Origin of the sequence: Staphylococcus sp. HMSC62A08, assembly GCF_001839105.1 — a bacterium.
In the GTDB taxonomy this organism is placed as follows: Bacteria; Bacillota; Bacilli; order Staphylococcales; family Staphylococcaceae; genus Staphylococcus; species Staphylococcus caprae.
This window is the reverse complement of the sequence record NZ_KV840052.1, coordinates 1-16,193: the sequence shown is the minus strand read 5'-3', so window position 1 is coordinate 16,193 and position 16,193 is coordinate 1. Positions and strand designations below refer to the sequence as shown.

Genomic DNA, 16,193 nt, shown 5'->3' with positions numbered 1-16,193 from the left:
ACACAAATATTATTCACACCGTTTATCGTGGATATGATGGCTATCCACAGAGATATCCTAGTTATCCACAGGTAAATTAACACTTTTCCTTTAAATCATTCGAGTTATTCACCCCTATATCCACACTTTTCAACAGTGTTTATCCACAAGTTACGCACATTTTGTTGATAAGTACGCACGTTCCCTATTGACATTTTTATTTCAGTAAGAAGGTTTGAGTCTAAAATTTATTTATGGAATAATTTAAATATAAATACATAAGGGAGAATTCTATGACTAACAACTTAACTTTAGCACTAATCATTCTCATATTTATTTTACTTGTAGCAATCGTAAATATAGTTGTATCTATAATAGAAAGACGCAAACTTATCACTAAAATTAATACACTTTGGGATAATAAATCAAAATTAGAATCGTTTATACGTCCTAACTCACGATTTGATGCTCAGTATCAAACGTATAAAGACGAATTTGAAAAGAAACATCCACTTATCGATGATAAAACTTGGTCCGATTTAAATTTGAGCGCATTATTTCATAAAATCAACTTTAATTTTACTGCTATAGGAGAAATGAAATTATATGCCACTTTAAGAGGTATGTTTAAAATAGAGGATCAATCACTCATACAACGCTACAATGATGATAAATCATTCCGTTTAAATGTATCTTACATACTTTCTAAAATAGGAAAAAATGTTTATCCGTTATTTCCAGACCAATTAAGTCCTATTTCTCGAAATAATTTATAAATGTTTTGTCCATTATTACCTATCGTTACTTTGCCGATAATGTTTATTTCACCTGGGTCAGGCCTGTTTTTATTCATCGGTGCTTTAATCTTAAATGTAACGTTATCGATGAATCTTAAGAAGACCTATGATCAAGACTTAAAGTCGATCTTCTATACTGCGAATGTCATCAAGCAATGTCTTGCATTGAGTAAATTAGAGGGCACACCTGAACTAGATGTTAATTTTAATCATTTTAAGACGTCTCGTAGGTTTAGTGGATTTCTAGCTAAGATAGAATCACCTGATTTTGTAACCAGTTCAATTCTCTTTGTAAAATTAATTTTTATGATTGATTACGTACTGTTTCATCTTATTCAACATAGTTATTTCAAATATCAGGATGAAGTAATGAAATGTTATGACTATATAAGTACGCTTGATAATCACTATTCTCTTGCCATGTATAGACGTACATTATCTTATTACTGTGAACCAGTTATAGATGAGTCAGTTGATGGTGTGCATTTTCAAAATTTAATACATCCATTAATTGACGAAGATGTAGCGGTACCTAATGATTTAAATCTCGACAATCACATACTGCTCACTGGTTCCAATGCTTCAGGGAAATCAACATTTATGAAAGCCGTAGCGTTAAATATCATAATGTCGCAATCCCTTCGAACTGCAACAGCTAATATGTTTAAATGCAAACCTGGCTATGTTTACACTTCTATGGCCAATGCTGATGACGTATTGTCAGGCGATAGTTACTTTATGGCTGAATTGAAGTCCATCAGACGCCTATTTAATATTGATACACAAGGTACAATTTACTGTTTCATAGATGAAATTTTTAAAGGTACAAATACGACAGAGCGTATTGCTGCTTCAGAATCTGTACTCAGCTATTTGAATGCATTACCTAACTATCAAGTTGTAGCTGCGACACATGACATTGAATTATCGTCATTATTGGAAAGGGATTACCACAATTATCACTTCAATGAATCTATTAACAATAATGAAATTTACTTTGATTATAAAATTAAACCCGGCAAAGCCAATACGCGTAATGCCATTGAATTACTTAGAATCACACAATTTCCTAATGCTATTTATGAACGCGCTAAAGAACAAGTTAAAGAATAACTACATTATCCTAATAAACTTTCTATCTATATTAAAAGCTCCATTCAACGTATGACTACAGTTTCATGTTATACGTTAAATGGAGCTTTCTCATTTACTTATTCAATTGAAAAATCTTCGATATCGATATTATTTTCACCGTTAAGCGACAAATCGCCACGTAAGCCTGCTTGATATAAATAATGTCCAGCTGAACCAATCATAGCCGCATTATCTGTACATAAAGATGGACTAGGAATCGTAAGCGTAATCCCCTCATTCTCACATGCAGTTTTAAGTGAGGCTCTTAACCCCTTATTGCTCGCTACTCCACCAGCAACGATAAGACGTTGAACACCATATGATTTACATGCATGCATCGCTTTATACGTTAATACTTCAACTACACTATTTTGAAAACTCGTCGCAACATTTTCGGCTACGATTTCTTCATTTTTTTGGCGTAGATTATGCAATTTATTAATAACAGCACTTTTAAGTCCGCTAAAGCTAAAGTCATAGCTGTCCTTTTCCAACCAAACCCTAGGAAAGTTATATGCATCCTTACCTTTCGCAGCTAGCTGATCGATTTGTGGACCGCCTGGATAAGGTAAATCGATTGTACGTGCTACCTTATCGTATGCTTCACCGACCGCATCATCTCTTGTTTCACCTATAACTTCAAAGTTTAAATGATCTTTCATATAAACTAATTCTGTATGTCCGCCAGAAACGATAAGCGCCATTAAAGGAAATGTAAGTGGCTGTTCTAAATGATTGGCATAAATGTGTCCAGCGATATGGTGTACAGGAATAATAGGCTTATCATAAGCAAACGCGAGCGCTTTCGCTGCGTTAATTCCTATCAGTAATGCCCCGATTAAGCCTGGACCTTGCGTTACAGCAACCGCGTCAATGTCTTCCATAGTCATATTGGCTGTTGTTAGCGATTCTTCAATTGTCGCTGTCATGCCTTCAACATGGTGTCGACTTGCAACTTCAGGAACGACGCCACCGAATCGTTTATGACTATCAATTTGGCTCAGTACTGTATTAGAAAGTATTTCAGTACCATTCTTAATCACACTTACACTAGTTTCATCGCAGCTTGTTTCTATTGCTAGAATTAATGTTTGTTGAGTCATTTTAAGTTCACCCACATCACTAACGCATCCTCACCTTCACCGTAATAATTTTTTCTTTTTCCACCATATTGAAAACCTAAATTTTTATATACATGTTGTGCGACTTCGTTATCTAAACGCACTTCTAAGCTCATCACTTCACACGTATGGCTAGCATAGTTTTTAACATATTTTAATAATAACTGCCCTAGTCCATATCCTCTAAATTGCTCTTTAATCGCAACAGTAGTAATTTGTGCTTGATCAATCACAATCCATAAACCTAGGTAACCTATAATCTTATCGTCATATTCAATCACGAAATAATTCGCAAATTGATTGTGTTCAATCTCATGATAAAACGCATCAATTGTCCATGAACTGTCATTGAAACTTTCCCGTTCTATATCAAAGACTTGAGGTACATCTTTTACGCTCATTTTCCTAATATTTAATTGTTCTTCTGTTGGTTTAACCAATTTCGTTCCGCCTCTGATAATTTATGATATTTAGGTGCAAATGTATGAATATCTTCAGGTTCTTGAATGAGCGATTTCATGACTGCTGCACTTGGTAAATTCTCAATAACTTCACTATCTAATAGGTGCGCAATGTTTTCAATATTGAATCCTACATATACATAATCTTGATTCAATGCGTGAAGTTTATCTTTAAGTTCACTTATTGGTAAATAGCCATCTTCAATGACCGTTTCAAGCTTTTCATCAACATTCCGATAAACACCTGTATACACTGCTTCTCTACGCGCATCGAAAATAGGAACCAATAACCTATCATCATCTTTAACAGTAGCAGCAAGTGCTTTTAATGAAGACACACCATATAATCGTGTTTGTAACGCATAAGCAAGTGTTTTAGCTACAGTTACACCAATTCTTAAACCTGTATAAGAGCCCGGTCCTTCTGCCACAACAATATCCGTAATATCTTGTTTATCGATCTGAGATTGTTCAAATAATTTTTGAATTTCAGGCATCAATTGAACTGAATGATTTTGTTTAATGTTGGTCGTCTTCTCCGCGATGACTTGATTATCCTGCATTAATGCTACTGATAGGGGCTGATTAGATGTATCAATGAGTAGATAATTCATTTACCAACACCTCCTTCATCATGTCGTAATGGTCTCCATGAGATTCAATTGTTAACACACGTTCATTTTCATTTTTGACTTTAATATTAATGATAAGATGTTGTGGTGGCAGTAAATCTTTGATAAATTGACTCCACTCTATAACAGTAATTGCTTGATCTTCAAAATATTCATCAAAGCCTAAGTCTTCTTCTTGGTCTTCTAAGCGGTAACAATCCATATGGTGTAACTTTAATTCATCACCTTTATACGATTTTATAATATTAAACGTTGGTGAATTAATTGTTCGTTTAACACCTAGTGCTTTCCCAATAAATTGAGTTAATGTCGTTTTACCTGCACCTAAGTCTCCATTTAATAAAATGATATCTCCAACTTTTACATTTTTAACTAGAAATTCAGCAAATTGTTTCATCTCATCCAAATTGTGTATCGTAATCAACATTCATTCTCCTATTTTTGATGATATGTTTTGTAATCTTTTATCTTTAATTTTGTATCTCTCATTTATTATTAATACGTCCATTGTTAACTCATTTATTGTAACAAATTTTATTGTAAATTTCTTTGTGAAAATTCTAAGTCGTAATCAAAAATAAATTGTTAGAAAATTCTAAATTATTATTGACACGATTCACCTCATGTAGTAAATTGGGTTTATCAAATTTTAAAACAATTCAAACTATTAAGAATAATTAACCATTCATCGAAAGGAGTATAATAAAATGACTTATCATACTACGCTCAATCAACCGACAACTACAAATGCTATTATCATTTTATTATACTCGTAAGGACTCGAACTTTAGTTAGCATGACCTACTAAATGTTTAAGTCCTATTTCTAGTTGAATGGGACTTACAAACGTCCCAATAATCATTGGGGCGTTTTTTTATTTTCTTAATACAAATACGGGGGAATCAAAAATGCGAAGCGACATGATCAAAAAAGGAGATCACCAAGCTCCAGCAAGAAGTCTTTTACACGCTACGGGCGCACTTCATCAACCTACAGATATGAATAAACCTTTTGTGGCAATTTGCAATTCCTACATAGATATTGTGCCAGGGCATGTTCATCTTAGAGAACTTGCTGATATTGCTAAAGAAGCAATTCGTGAAGCAGGTGCTATCCCATTCGAATTTAACACGATTGGTGTAGATGACGGCATCGCGATGGGACACATCGGAATGAGGTACTCGTTACCTTCTAGAGAAATTATTGCAGATGCAGCCGAAACTGTGATTAATGCCCACTGGTTCGATGGCGTATTTTATATTCCAAATTGCGACAAAATAACGCCTGGCATGATACTAGCAGCTGTGCGTACAAATGTACCTGCAATCTTTTGTTCAGGTGGCCCTATGAAAGCAGGATTATCTGCTCAAGGTAAGGCTCTCACTTTATCATCAATGTTTGAGGCGGTTGGTGCTTTCAAAGAAGGTTCAATTTCTAAAGAAGAGTTTCTAGATATGGAACAGAACGCTTGCCCTACTTGTGGTTCCTGTGCAGGGATGTTCACCGCAAATTCAATGAATTGTTTAATGGAAGTTTTAGGACTTGCCCTTCCATATAACGGTACTGCTTTAGCAGTGAGTGATCAACGCCGTGAAATGATTCGTCAAGCAGCCTTTCGTTTAGTTGAAAATATTAAAAACGATATCAAACCAAGAGACATCGTGACGCGTGAAGCGATTGATGATGCCTTCGCATTAGATATGGCCATGGGTGGTTCAACAAATACAGTGTTACATACTTTAGCAATCGCCAATGAAGCTGGTGTGGATTATGACTTAGAACGTATTAATGAAATTGCTAAAAAAACACCTTACTTATCAAAAATTGCGCCTAGCTCATCATATTCTATGCATGATGTACACCAAGCTGGTGGTGTACCAGCCATTATCAATGAATTAATGAAGAAAGATGGTACATTACATCCTGATCGGTTAACAGTAACTGGTAAAACGTTAAGAGAGAACAATGAAGGTAAAGAAATTAAAAATTTCGATGTCATTCATCCTCTAGAACAACCTTATGATCATCAAGGTGGCCTTTCAATTCTCTTTGGTAATATAGCGCCTAAAGGTGCAGTGATTAAAGTAGGCGGTGTAGATCCTTCTATTAAAGTATTTAAAGGTAAAGCAATTTGTTTTAATTCACATGATGAAGCCGTTGAAGCTATTGATAATCATACTGTCCGTGCAGGCCATGTGGTTGTCATTAGATACGAAGGTCCTAAAGGCGGCCCTGGTATGCCAGAAATGTTAGCCCCTACTTCATCAATTGTTGGAAGAGGATTAGGTAAAGATGTGGCGCTTATTACTGATGGTAGATTTTCTGGTGCAACGAGAGGTATTGCAGTTGGACATATTTCTCCAGAAGCCGCTTCTGGAGGTCCAATCGGCTTAATCAAAGATGGAGACGAAATCACGATAGATTTAATAAATAGAAAGCTAGATGTCGATCAACCACAAGAAGAACTCTATCGTCGTCGTGAAGCACTCAAACCGTTTAAAGCTAAAGTTAAAACAGGTTACCTTGCAAGATACACTGCGTTAGTTACAAGTGCTAACACAGGTGGAATTATGCAAGTCCCAGAAAACCTTATTTAAATTGGAGATGATAAAAATGTCTAATCAAAAAGAAAGTCCCTCATTTACTACATTAGACACAGATGCAACTGACACTTTAAAAGTTGCTAAATCTACAGAACCTGAATATTTAAAATCGCAAACAGTGAATCAAATGCGAAGTGGTTCTAAACTTTTGGTCGAAGCATTACAACACGAAGATGTGGATTTCATTTTCGGTTATCCAGGCGGTGCAGTGTTACCGCTGTATGATACATTCTATGATGGTCAAATTAAACATATTTTAGCTAGACACGAACAAGGTGCGACGCATGCTGCTGAAGGATATGCACGTGTTTCAGGTAAGACGGGTGTTGTTGTAGTAACCAGTGGTCCTGGAGCTACGAATGCTATTACAGGTATCACTGATGCTCATAGTGACTCGTTACCATTAGTAGTCTTTACTGGTCAAGTTGCGACACCTGGAATTGGTAAAGATGCGTTCCAAGAAGCTGATCTACTTTCAATGACTACCCCGATTACTAAGCAAAATTATCAAGTCAAAAATGTTGAAGATATACCTAGAATCGTACATGAAGCCTTTCATGTGGCCAATTCAGGAAGAAAAGGTCCAGTAGTGATCGATTTCCCAAAAGATATGGGGATTTTATCAACTAACGTGGGACTATCCAATGAAATCAATTTGCCAGGATATGATGTAAAGAGCGAGCCAGAAGCTGAAGATATTCAAACATTAGTTTCTTATATTAAAGAAGCAGAAAGACCTGTCATTCTCGCCGGTGCAGGTATTAATCATTCTAAATCTAATCAACGATTAACAGAATTTGTCACTAAACACCAAATTCCAACCGTCACGACACTTTTAGGTTTAGGAGCTATTCCGTACGAACATCCCCTATTCCTAGGTATGGGTGGTATGCACGGCTCATACGCAAGTAATATGGCTCTTACAGAATGTGATTTACTCATTAACTTAGGTAGTAGATTTGATGACCGTCTTGCTAGTAAACCTGATGCATTCGCACCTAATGCTAAGATTGTGCACGTGGATATTGACCCTTCTGAAATCAATAAGGTCATTGATACAGATTTAGGTATTGTCGCTGATTGTAAACGCGTTTTAGAAGCTTTATTCTCTGAAAATGTCTCAACAGCCCCACATGAACAATGGATTCAATACTGTAAAGCCAATAAGCAGAAACATCCATTTAAATATGACAACGACGATTCTACGTTCAGTAAACCTCAAAAAGCCATTGAATATATTGGAAAGATTACTCACGGAGAGGCCATCGTTACTACAGACGTAGGACAACATCAAATGTGGGCAGCACAATTCTATCCATTTAAAAATCATGGACAATGGGTCACTAGCGGTGGTTTAGGAACAATGGGATTTGGCATACCTTCAGCCATTGGTGCACAACTCGCTGAACCAGATAAAACAGTGGTTTGCTTTGTTGGTGACGGCGGTTTCCAAATGACTAATCAAGAGATGGCGTTATTACCTGAATATCATTTAAATGTAAAAATCGTTTTAATTAATAACGGTACTTTAGGTATGGTTAAACAATGGCAAGATAAATTCTTTAATCAACGTTTCTCACATTCCGTATTTAATGATCAACCCGATTTTATGAAAATGGCTGAAGCATATGGCATCAATGGATATTTAATTGATACACCTGATAAGCTCGAGTCACAAATTGACGCAGCATTTGCTCATGAAGGACCAGCATTGATTGAAGTGCGTATCTCCCCTGTTGAACCTGTTACTCCGATGGTGCCAAGCGGTAAATCGAACAATGAGATGGAGGGATTATAATGAAACGCACAATTCAATTCGTTGTCGCTGATCAAGTTAGCACATTAAATCGTATTACAAGCGCATTTGTCAGATTACAATGTAACATTGATGAATTACATGTTAAACGCTCAGAACAAGATGGTATTTCCAATATGGAACTTAAGGTCAATATTGACGATGACACTGCTTTCAATATTCTTTTAAAGAAATTAGAACAACAAATTAATGTATTAAGTGTTACAAGTATATAAAAAATGATTTGATGCGCTAGTGTTGTAAAAAGTTGAATATTTAAACATAACTAACATCTTACTCATTTTTACAATATAAATATTTTGAAAATTTCGAATTTATATGAAGTAATTGGAGGAATTTACTATGACAAAAGTTTATTATGATGGATCTGTAACTAAAGACGCATTACAAGGTAAAAAAATTGCAGTAATCGGATATGGCTCACAAGGACATGCCCACGCGCAAAACTTAAAAGATAGTGGCTATGATGTCATCATCGGTATCCGTCCTGGACACTCATACGATAAAGCTAAAAAAGATGGTTTCGATGTGTATCCAGTAAGTGAAGCTACAAAACAAGCAGATGTCGTTATGGTTTTATTACCAGATGAAATCCAAGGTAACGTATACAAAAATGAAATCGCACCTAACTTAGAAGCTGGTAATGCCCTAGCTTTCGCCCACGGTTTTAACATTCATTTTGGTGTTATTCAACCTCCTGCTGATGTAGATGTATTTTTAGTAGCTCCTAAAGGACCAGGCCATCTTGTAAGACGTACATTCGTTGAAGGCAGTGCAGTACCTTCATTATTTGGTGTACAACAAGATGCTACTGGAAATGCACGTGATATCGCTTTAAGCTATGCCAAAGGTATTGGTGCTACACGTGCTGGTGTTATTGAAACAACATTTAAAGAAGAAACTGAAACTGATTTATTCGGTGAACAAGCTGTACTTTGTGGTGGTATCCATAAATTAATTCAAAGTGGTTTTGAAACTTTAGTAGAAGCTGGTTATCAAAAAGAATTAGCTTACTTCGAAGTATTACATGAAATGAAATTAATCGTTGATTTAATGTATGAAGGCGGTATGGAAAACGTTCGCTATTCTATTTCAAATACTGCCGAATTTGGTGATTATGTATCTGGACCACGTGTCATCACTCCAGAAGTTAAAAACAACATGAAAACTGTATTAGAAGATATCCAAAACGGTAACTTTGCTAATCGTTTTGTTAAAGATAATGAAAATGGCTTTAAAGAATTCTATCAATTACGTGAACAACAACATGGTCATGAAATTGAAGCGGTGGGTCGTGAGCTTCGTGAAATGATGCCATTTATTAAATCTAAAAGCATTGAAAAATAATTATTAAATTCAAGAGGTGTTTTAAAATGGAAGACCATATTCAAATTTTTGATACAACACTTAGAGATGGAGAACAAACGCCAGGTGTCAACTTTACATTTGATGAAAGATTAAAAATTGCAAAGCAATTAGAAAAATGGGGTGTAGATGTGATTGAAGCTGGATTCCCCGCTTCAAGTACAGGTAGTTTCAAATCTGTTGAATCGATTGCAAAGGCATTAACTACAACTGCTGTTTGTGGATTAGCTAGATGTAAAAAAGCAGATATAGATGCAGTATATGAAGCTACAAAGTTAGCAGCTAAACCTCAAGTTCATGTCTTTATAGCTACCTCACCTATCCATTTAGAACATAAATTAAAAATGACTCAAGCGGAAGTATTAGAATCTATCAAAGAACATGTATCATATGCTAAGCAATATTTCGAAGTCGTACAATTCTCTCCTGAAGATGCGACGAGAACTGAAATTCCGTTCTTAATTGATTGTGTTCAAACTGCTGTGGATGCTGGTGCAACAATCATCAATATCCCAGACACAGTAGGATTTAGCTATCCTACTGAATATGGTCAAATTTTTAAAACATTAACTGAATCCATTCATTCAGATAATCCAATCGTATTTAGTGCACATTGTCATGATGATTTAGGAATGGCGGTTTCAAATAGTTTAGCAGCTATTGAAGGTGGTGCAAGACGTATTGAAGGCACAGTCAATGGTATCGGTGAGCGTGCAGGAAATGCTGCACTCGAAGAGGTAGCGCTAGCACTATATGTCAGACGTGATCATTATGGTATAGAATCTCAAATTAAACTCGGTGAAACGAAAAAAACATCTGATCTTATTTCACGTTATGCGGGCATACGAGTACCTAGAAACAAAGCCATCGTAGGACAAAATGCGTTTAGTCATGAATCTGGTATTCATCAAGATGGTGTACTGAAACATCGTGAAACGTATGAAATCATGACACCTCAATTAGTCGGTGTCAGTACTACTGAATTACCACTTGGTAAACTTTCTGGTAAACACGCTTTTGCAGAAAAATTAAAAGTACTAGGATACGACATTAGTCCTGAAGATCAAATTGCGCTATTCAAGCAATTTAAAGAAGTTGCTGATAAGAAGAAAGCAGTATCAGATCGTGACATCCACGCAATTATTCAAGGTTCTGAACATGAACAAAATGCAATCTATCAACTCGAGAATTTACAACTTCAATATGTATCCAAAGGATTACAAAGTGCTGTTGTAGTTATTAAAGATAACAACGGACAAACTTATCAAGATTCAAGTATTGGTACTGGTTCAATTGTTGCCATTTATAATGCTGTTGATCGCATTTTCAAACGTCAAACAGAGCTCATTGATTATAGAATTGACTCCGTTACAGAAGGTACAGATGCGCAAGCTGAAGTACATGTGAGCTTAATTATCGAAGGAAAATCTGTCAATGGTATTGGTTTCGATCACGATATTTTACAAGCATCATGCAAAGCTTATATTGAAGCCCATGCTAAATATGTATCTGAAAATCAAGAAAAGGAAGGTATTCAATAATGCGTTATCACATCGTTGCACTTCCGGGAGATGGGATTGGTCCAGAAATCTTAAATGGTACTTTAGAACTTCTCAAGTTAATTAGTGAACTATATGATTTTGAATATCAACTTGAAGAACATCATTTTGGAGGGGCGGCCATAGACAACTATGGCACTCCCCTATCTGATAAAACATTAGAAGCATGTAAAAATGCTGATGCAATCTTATTAGGTGCTATAGGCGGTCCGAAATGGACTAATCCAAACAATCGACCAGAGCATGGGTTACTGAAATTAAGAAAATCATTAAATTTATACGCAAATATCCGTCCTACCATTGTCACTGAGGGGACAAGCCACCTTTCTCCTTTAAAAGAGGAACGTGTCAAAGGAACTGATTTAGTTATTGTTAGAGAGTTAACTAGTGGTATTTATTTTGGTGAACCGAGTCACTATGATGCTACTTCTGCTTTAGACTCTTTAACTTATACGCGTGAGGAAATTGAAAGAATTGTAAGAGTCGCTTTCGACTTAGCACAAAATAGAAGAAAAAAATTAACTTCTGTAGACAAAGAAAATGTTTTATCTTCTAGTAAACTATGGCGTCAAACTGTTGAAGAAGTTAAAGCAGATTACCCAGATGTAGAAGTCAATCATCTTTTAGTAGATGCCTGCAGTATGCATTTAATCACTCGACCTACGCAATTTGATGTCATCGTCACCGAAAATTTATTTGGGGATATTCTAAGTGACGAAGCATCAGTGATTCCTGGTTCTCTTGGATTATCACCTTCAGCAAGTTTCAGTAATCAAGGAACTCGCTTGTATGAACCCATCCATGGATCTGCGCCAGATATTGCAAATCAGGACATTGCAAATCCATTTGGCATGATTTTGTCATTAGCGCTTTGCTTAAGGGAAAGTTTAAACCAACCTAAAGCTGCCAAAGAACTTGAAGACCATGTCTTTGCTTTAATTAAATCTGGTAAAACGACTGCTGATTTAGGTGGTCAATGCAACACTTCAGATATATTTAAACTACTAAAGAATCAATATTCATAAAAGGGAGGAGAAGTATGATGGGACTAACACTATTCGATAAAGTATGGAATAAACATGTTCTACACGGAAACGAAGGTGAACCTCAATTATTATATATAGATTTGCATCTCATACATGAAGTTACTTCTCCTCAAGCATTTGAGGGACTCAGAATTCAAAATCGAAAACTTAGAAGACCAGATCTTACCTTCGCAACATTAGACCATAACGTTCCTACTATTGATATTTTCAATATTAAAGACGAGATTGCTAATAAACAAATTACGACATTACAGAAAAATGCTAAAGATTTTGGGGTACACATCTTTGATATGGGATCTGATGAGCAAGGTATTGTTCATATGGTTGGACCGGAAACTGGATTGACACAACCAGGTAAAACAATTGTATGCGGTGACTCACATACAGCTACACATGGTGCATTTGGTGCAATTGCGTTCGGTATTGGTACTAGTGAAGTTGAGCATGTCTTTGCAACTCAAACTTTATGGCAAACAAAACCTAAAAATTTGAAGATAGATATTAATGGCCAATTACATACAGGTGTTTATGCTAAAGATATTATACTCTATTTAATTAACCAATATGGTGTAGATTTTGGTACTGGATATGCCCTTGAATTTACAGGAGAAACAATAAAAAGTTTGTCTATGGAAGCACGTATGACAATCTGTAATATGGCTATTGAAGCCGGAGCAAAGTATGGCATGATGCAACCAGATGAAATTACATTTGAATATGTTAAAGGCCGTCCTTATGCAAGTAACTTTAATCAATCTATTGATTGGTGGAGAACACTTTATTCAGATGAGGATGCACATTTTGATAAAGTCATTGAATTAGATGTTTCTAACCTTGAACCTCAAGTAACTTGGGGAACAAATCCTGAAATGGGTGTTAATTTCAGTAGTCCATTTCCTAAAATCAAAGATTCAAACGATGAACGCGCATATCATTATATGGGCCTCAAACCTGGTCAAAAAGCCGAAGATATTGAATTAGGATATGTTTTTCTTGGATCATGTACCAATGCAAGATTATCTGATTTATTAGAAGCAAGTCGTATCGTTAAAGGAAATAAAGTTCATCCTAATATCACTGCTATCGTTGTTCCTGGTTCAAGAACAGTTAAGAAAGAAGCTGAAGCTCTCGGTCTCGATGTTATTTTTAAAGAAGCTGGATTTGAATGGAGAGAGCCTGGATGTTCAATGTGTTTAGGGATGAATCCTGACCAAGTTCCTGAAGGTGTTCACTGTGCTTCAACAAGTAATCGAAACTTTGAAGGACGCCAAGGTAAAGGTGCACGAACACATCTTGTCTCCCCTGCAATGGCAGCTGCTGCAGCTATTAATGGAAGATTTGTAGATGTAAGAAAGGTGGTCGTATAAATGGATATTCAACCTATAACAACATATACAGGTAAGGTTGTCCCCCTTTTCTATGACAATATTGATACAGATCAAATAATCCCTAAAGTACACCTTAAACGAATCTCAAAGACAGGCTTTGGCCCATTTGCTTTTGATGAGTGGCGTTATTTACCTGATGGCTCAGATAATCCAGAATTTAATCCTAATAAGCCACAATACAAAGGGGCATCTATTTTAATTACAGGAGATAATTTCGGATGTGGCTCTAGTCGTGAACATGCTGCATGGGCATTAAAAGATTACGGCTTTAATATTATTATTGCTGGCAGTTTTAGTGATATTTTTTATATGAACTGTACTAAGAATGCAATGTTACCTATTGCTCTTGAAAAGGAAGCTCGTGAACATTTAGCTCAATTCGAAGAGGTAACCATTGATTTACCTACTCAAACTGTTTCATCTCCTGAACAAACTTTTAACTTTAAAATAGATGAAACATGGAAGAATAAATTAGTAAATGGACTTGATGATATTGCCATTACTTTACAATATGAAGATTTAATAGAAAAATATGAAAAAACATTTTAAAGGGTGTGGAATATTATGACAGTAAAAACGACCGTTTCAACTCAAGATATCGATGAAGCCTTTTTACGTCTTAAAGATATCGCCAAAGAAACACCATTACAACTTGATCACTACCTTTCCCAAAAGTATGATTGCAAGGTTTATTTAAAGAGAGAAGACCTTCAATGGGTACGTTCGTTCAAGTTAAGAGGTGCCTACAATGCAATTTCAGTATTATCTGATGAGGCTAAAAATAAAGGCATTACATGCGCAAGTGCAGGTAATCATGCACAAGGTGTTGCTTACACTGCTAAAAAATTAAATTTAAAAGCCGTTATTTTCATGCCGGTAACCACACCACTTCAAAAAATCAACCAAGTACAATTTTTTGGTAGTGACAATGTCGAAGTTGTATTAACTGGTGATACGTTTGATCATTGTTTAGAGGAAGCGCTCACTTATACTAAAGAACACGAAATGAACTTCATTGATCCATTTAACAATGTTTATACAATTTCTGGCCAAGGTACACTTGCGAAAGAAATCATTGAACAATCTAAAGCAGATGGCGTGAAATTCGACTATTTATTCGCTGCTATTGGCGGTGGAGGCCTAATTTCAGGTATTAGCACATATTTTAAAGCGTACTCCCCACATACTCAAATTATTGGAGTGGAACCTGCTGTGCTAGTAGTATGTATGAATCAGTCGTTGTGAATCAACGTGTCGTTACTTTAGATCATATAGATAAGTTTGTAGATGGTGCGTCAGTTGCAAGAGTTGGAGATATTACATTTGAAATTGCTAAAGATAACGTAGATGATTACGTTCAAGTAGATGAAGGCGCTGTATGTTCTACTATCTTAGATATGTATTCTAAGCAAGCTATTGTAGCTGAACCTGCAGGCGCATTAAGTGTAGCTGCTCTTGAAAATTATAGAACGCAGATTAAAGGTAAAACAGTCGTTTGTGTCGTAAGTGGTGGTAACAATGATATCAATCGTATGAAAGAAATAGAAGAGCGCTCACTTTTATTTGAAGAAATGAAACACTATTTTATATTAAACTTCCCTCAAAGACCTGGTGCTTTAAGAGAGTTTGTAAATGACGTGTTAGGTTCGCAAGATGATATTACTAAATTTGAATATCTGAAGAAAACATCTCAAACTACGGGTACAGTCATTATTGGTATTCAACTTAAGCATCATAGTGACCTTATTCAATTAAAAGAACGTGTGAACCACTTTGATCCTTCTAATATATATATTAATGAAAATAAAATGCTATATTCCTTACTTATTTAAGCTAATAATATATGCTTTAATTAATATTGCTCGAAAATGATTCTGTGACGTGCAGGTAATCATTTTCGAGTTTTTTATTTGAAATGAATTGTGTAATTATAATTTTATTATTGGGCATAAAAAAAGAGACCTTACGGTCTCTGACTTGCCTGGCAATTGCTTCAGCGGTTCTTAATGGCTTTATGCCATTAAGTAAGAAAAATTAAGGATTAATATCCTTATTTTTCTTTAGGACGTAAGCCGGGCTACCATCTGTCGCTAAGGTGCTTCCTCTGCTTGAGTCAAGCGTTCGCATCTTTCTTCATTCGCGTCTCTCGCTGACTCATTTAGCTCGACTAAACTCGTTGCGCTCTTTCCTTAATTCATCAGCTTCAATCGCTTTCTCTTCGCAGAGAATCATTCTTTCTCCATAGCTAATAGACTACGTACCTTCGGGGCGCCGATTGATTTTTAGGCATAA

Annotated in this window: 13 protein-coding genes and 2 pseudogenes; 11 read left to right on the top strand and 4 right to left on the bottom strand. The window is 35.8% G+C overall.

Annotated elements, in window-relative coordinates; genetic code table 11:
- Nucleotides 1–272: 272 nt before the first annotated feature.
- Nucleotides 273–1,889, top strand: a pseudogene (locus tag HMPREF3264_RS10795) (MutS family DNA mismatch repair protein).
- A 98-nt stretch (nucleotides 1,890–1,987) separates the two neighbouring features.
- On the opposite strand, the gene tsaD reads toward HMPREF3264_RS10795, so the two are convergent.
- The 4 genes from tsaD to tsaE are packed head-to-tail and all read right to left on the bottom strand — an operon-like array spanning nucleotide 1,988 to nucleotide 4,548.
- Nucleotides 1,988–3,013, bottom strand: coding sequence for a tRNA (adenosine(37)-N6)-threonylcarbamoyltransferase complex transferase subunit TsaD (tsaD, locus tag HMPREF3264_RS10790; RefSeq protein ID WP_070873314.1), 1,026 nt, complete (start codon nucleotides 3,011–3,013; stop codon nucleotides 1,988–1,990).
- A complete protein-coding gene (gene rimI, locus HMPREF3264_RS10785; protein ID WP_070873313.1) occupies nucleotides 3,010–3,471 on the bottom strand; it encodes a ribosomal protein S18-alanine N-acetyltransferase in 462 nt (153 codons plus the stop codon). The genes tsaD and rimI overlap by 4 nt, the downstream gene beginning before the upstream one ends.
- Entirely contained in the window at nucleotides 3,444–4,106 is a 663-nt protein-coding gene (tsaB, locus tag HMPREF3264_RS10780; protein ID WP_070873312.1) for a tRNA (adenosine(37)-N6)-threonylcarbamoyltransferase complex dimerization subunit type 1 TsaB, read from the bottom strand. The genes rimI and tsaB overlap by 28 nt, the downstream gene beginning before the upstream one ends.
- Nucleotides 4,087–4,548 (bottom strand): tRNA (adenosine(37)-N6)-threonylcarbamoyltransferase complex ATPase subunit type 1 TsaE, encoded by a 462-nt coding sequence (gene tsaE / locus HMPREF3264_RS10775; RefSeq protein WP_176746844.1) that lies wholly within the window; start codon nucleotides 4,546–4,548, stop codon nucleotides 4,087–4,089. The genes tsaB and tsaE overlap by 20 nt, the downstream gene beginning before the upstream one ends.
- Nucleotides 4,549–5,032: 484 nt before the next feature.
- Here tsaE and ilvD point away from each other — a divergent pair, with 484 nt between their 5' ends.
- The 10 genes and pseudogenes from ilvD (at nucleotide 5,033) to HMPREF3264_RS13160 (ending at nucleotide 15,733) form a co-directional block, all read left to right on the top strand.
- Nucleotides 5,033–6,721, top strand: a complete 1,689-nt coding sequence (gene ilvD, locus HMPREF3264_RS10770; protein WP_070873310.1) for a dihydroxy-acid dehydratase — start codon at nucleotides 5,033–5,035, stop codon at nucleotides 6,719–6,721.
- 16 nt (nucleotides 6,722–6,737) lie between these two features.
- Nucleotides 6,738–8,525 carry a biosynthetic-type acetolactate synthase large subunit gene (gene ilvB / locus HMPREF3264_RS10765; RefSeq protein WP_070873309.1) on the top strand — a complete coding sequence of 596 codons (1,788 nt, stop codon included), beginning with the start codon at nucleotides 6,738–6,740 and terminating at the stop codon, nucleotides 8,523–8,525.
- Nucleotides 8,525–8,758 carry an ACT domain-containing protein gene (locus tag HMPREF3264_RS10760; RefSeq protein WP_070830533.1) on the top strand — a complete coding sequence of 78 codons (234 nt, stop codon included), beginning with the start codon at nucleotides 8,525–8,527 and terminating at the stop codon, nucleotides 8,756–8,758. The genes ilvB and HMPREF3264_RS10760 overlap by 1 nt, the downstream gene beginning before the upstream one ends.
- Nucleotides 8,759–8,885: 127 nt before the next feature.
- Nucleotides 8,886–9,890 carry a ketol-acid reductoisomerase gene (gene ilvC, locus HMPREF3264_RS10755; protein ID WP_002445299.1) on the top strand — a complete coding sequence of 335 codons (1,005 nt, stop codon included), beginning with the start codon at nucleotides 8,886–8,888 and terminating at the stop codon, nucleotides 9,888–9,890.
- 26 nt (nucleotides 9,891–9,916) lie between these two features.
- The gene (locus tag HMPREF3264_RS10750) at nucleotides 9,917–11,449 is read left to right on the top strand and encodes a 2-isopropylmalate synthase (RefSeq protein ID WP_070830535.1); all 1,533 of its coding nucleotides are present in this window, start codon (nucleotides 9,917–9,919) and stop codon (nucleotides 11,447–11,449) included.
- Nucleotides 11,449–12,492 carry a 3-isopropylmalate dehydrogenase gene (leuB, locus tag HMPREF3264_RS10745; RefSeq protein WP_070873308.1) on the top strand — a complete coding sequence of 348 codons (1,044 nt, stop codon included), beginning with the start codon at nucleotides 11,449–11,451 and terminating at the stop codon, nucleotides 12,490–12,492. Before HMPREF3264_RS10750 ends, leuB begins: the two co-directional genes overlap by 1 nt.
- A gap of 17 nt (nucleotides 12,493–12,509) precedes the next feature.
- A complete protein-coding gene (leuC, locus tag HMPREF3264_RS10740; RefSeq protein WP_070873370.1) occupies nucleotides 12,510–13,880 on the top strand; it encodes a 3-isopropylmalate dehydratase large subunit in 1,371 nt (456 codons plus the stop codon).
- Nucleotides 13,881–14,450: a 3-isopropylmalate dehydratase small subunit gene (leuD, locus tag HMPREF3264_RS10735; protein ID WP_070873307.1), complete on the top strand. Its 570-nt coding sequence runs from the start codon at nucleotides 13,881–13,883 to the stop codon at nucleotides 14,448–14,450.
- A gap of 15 nt (nucleotides 14,451–14,465) precedes the next feature.
- A pseudogene (gene ilvA, locus HMPREF3264_RS10730) lies at nucleotides 14,466–15,352 on the top strand (threonine ammonia-lyase IlvA); the annotation flags it as partial.
- An 81-nt stretch (nucleotides 15,353–15,433) separates the two neighbouring features.
- Nucleotides 15,434–15,733, top strand: a complete 300-nt coding sequence (locus tag HMPREF3264_RS13160; RefSeq protein WP_371106828.1) for a hypothetical protein — start codon at nucleotides 15,434–15,436, stop codon at nucleotides 15,731–15,733.
- The last annotated feature ends 460 nt before the right edge of the window (nucleotides 15,734–16,193 follow it).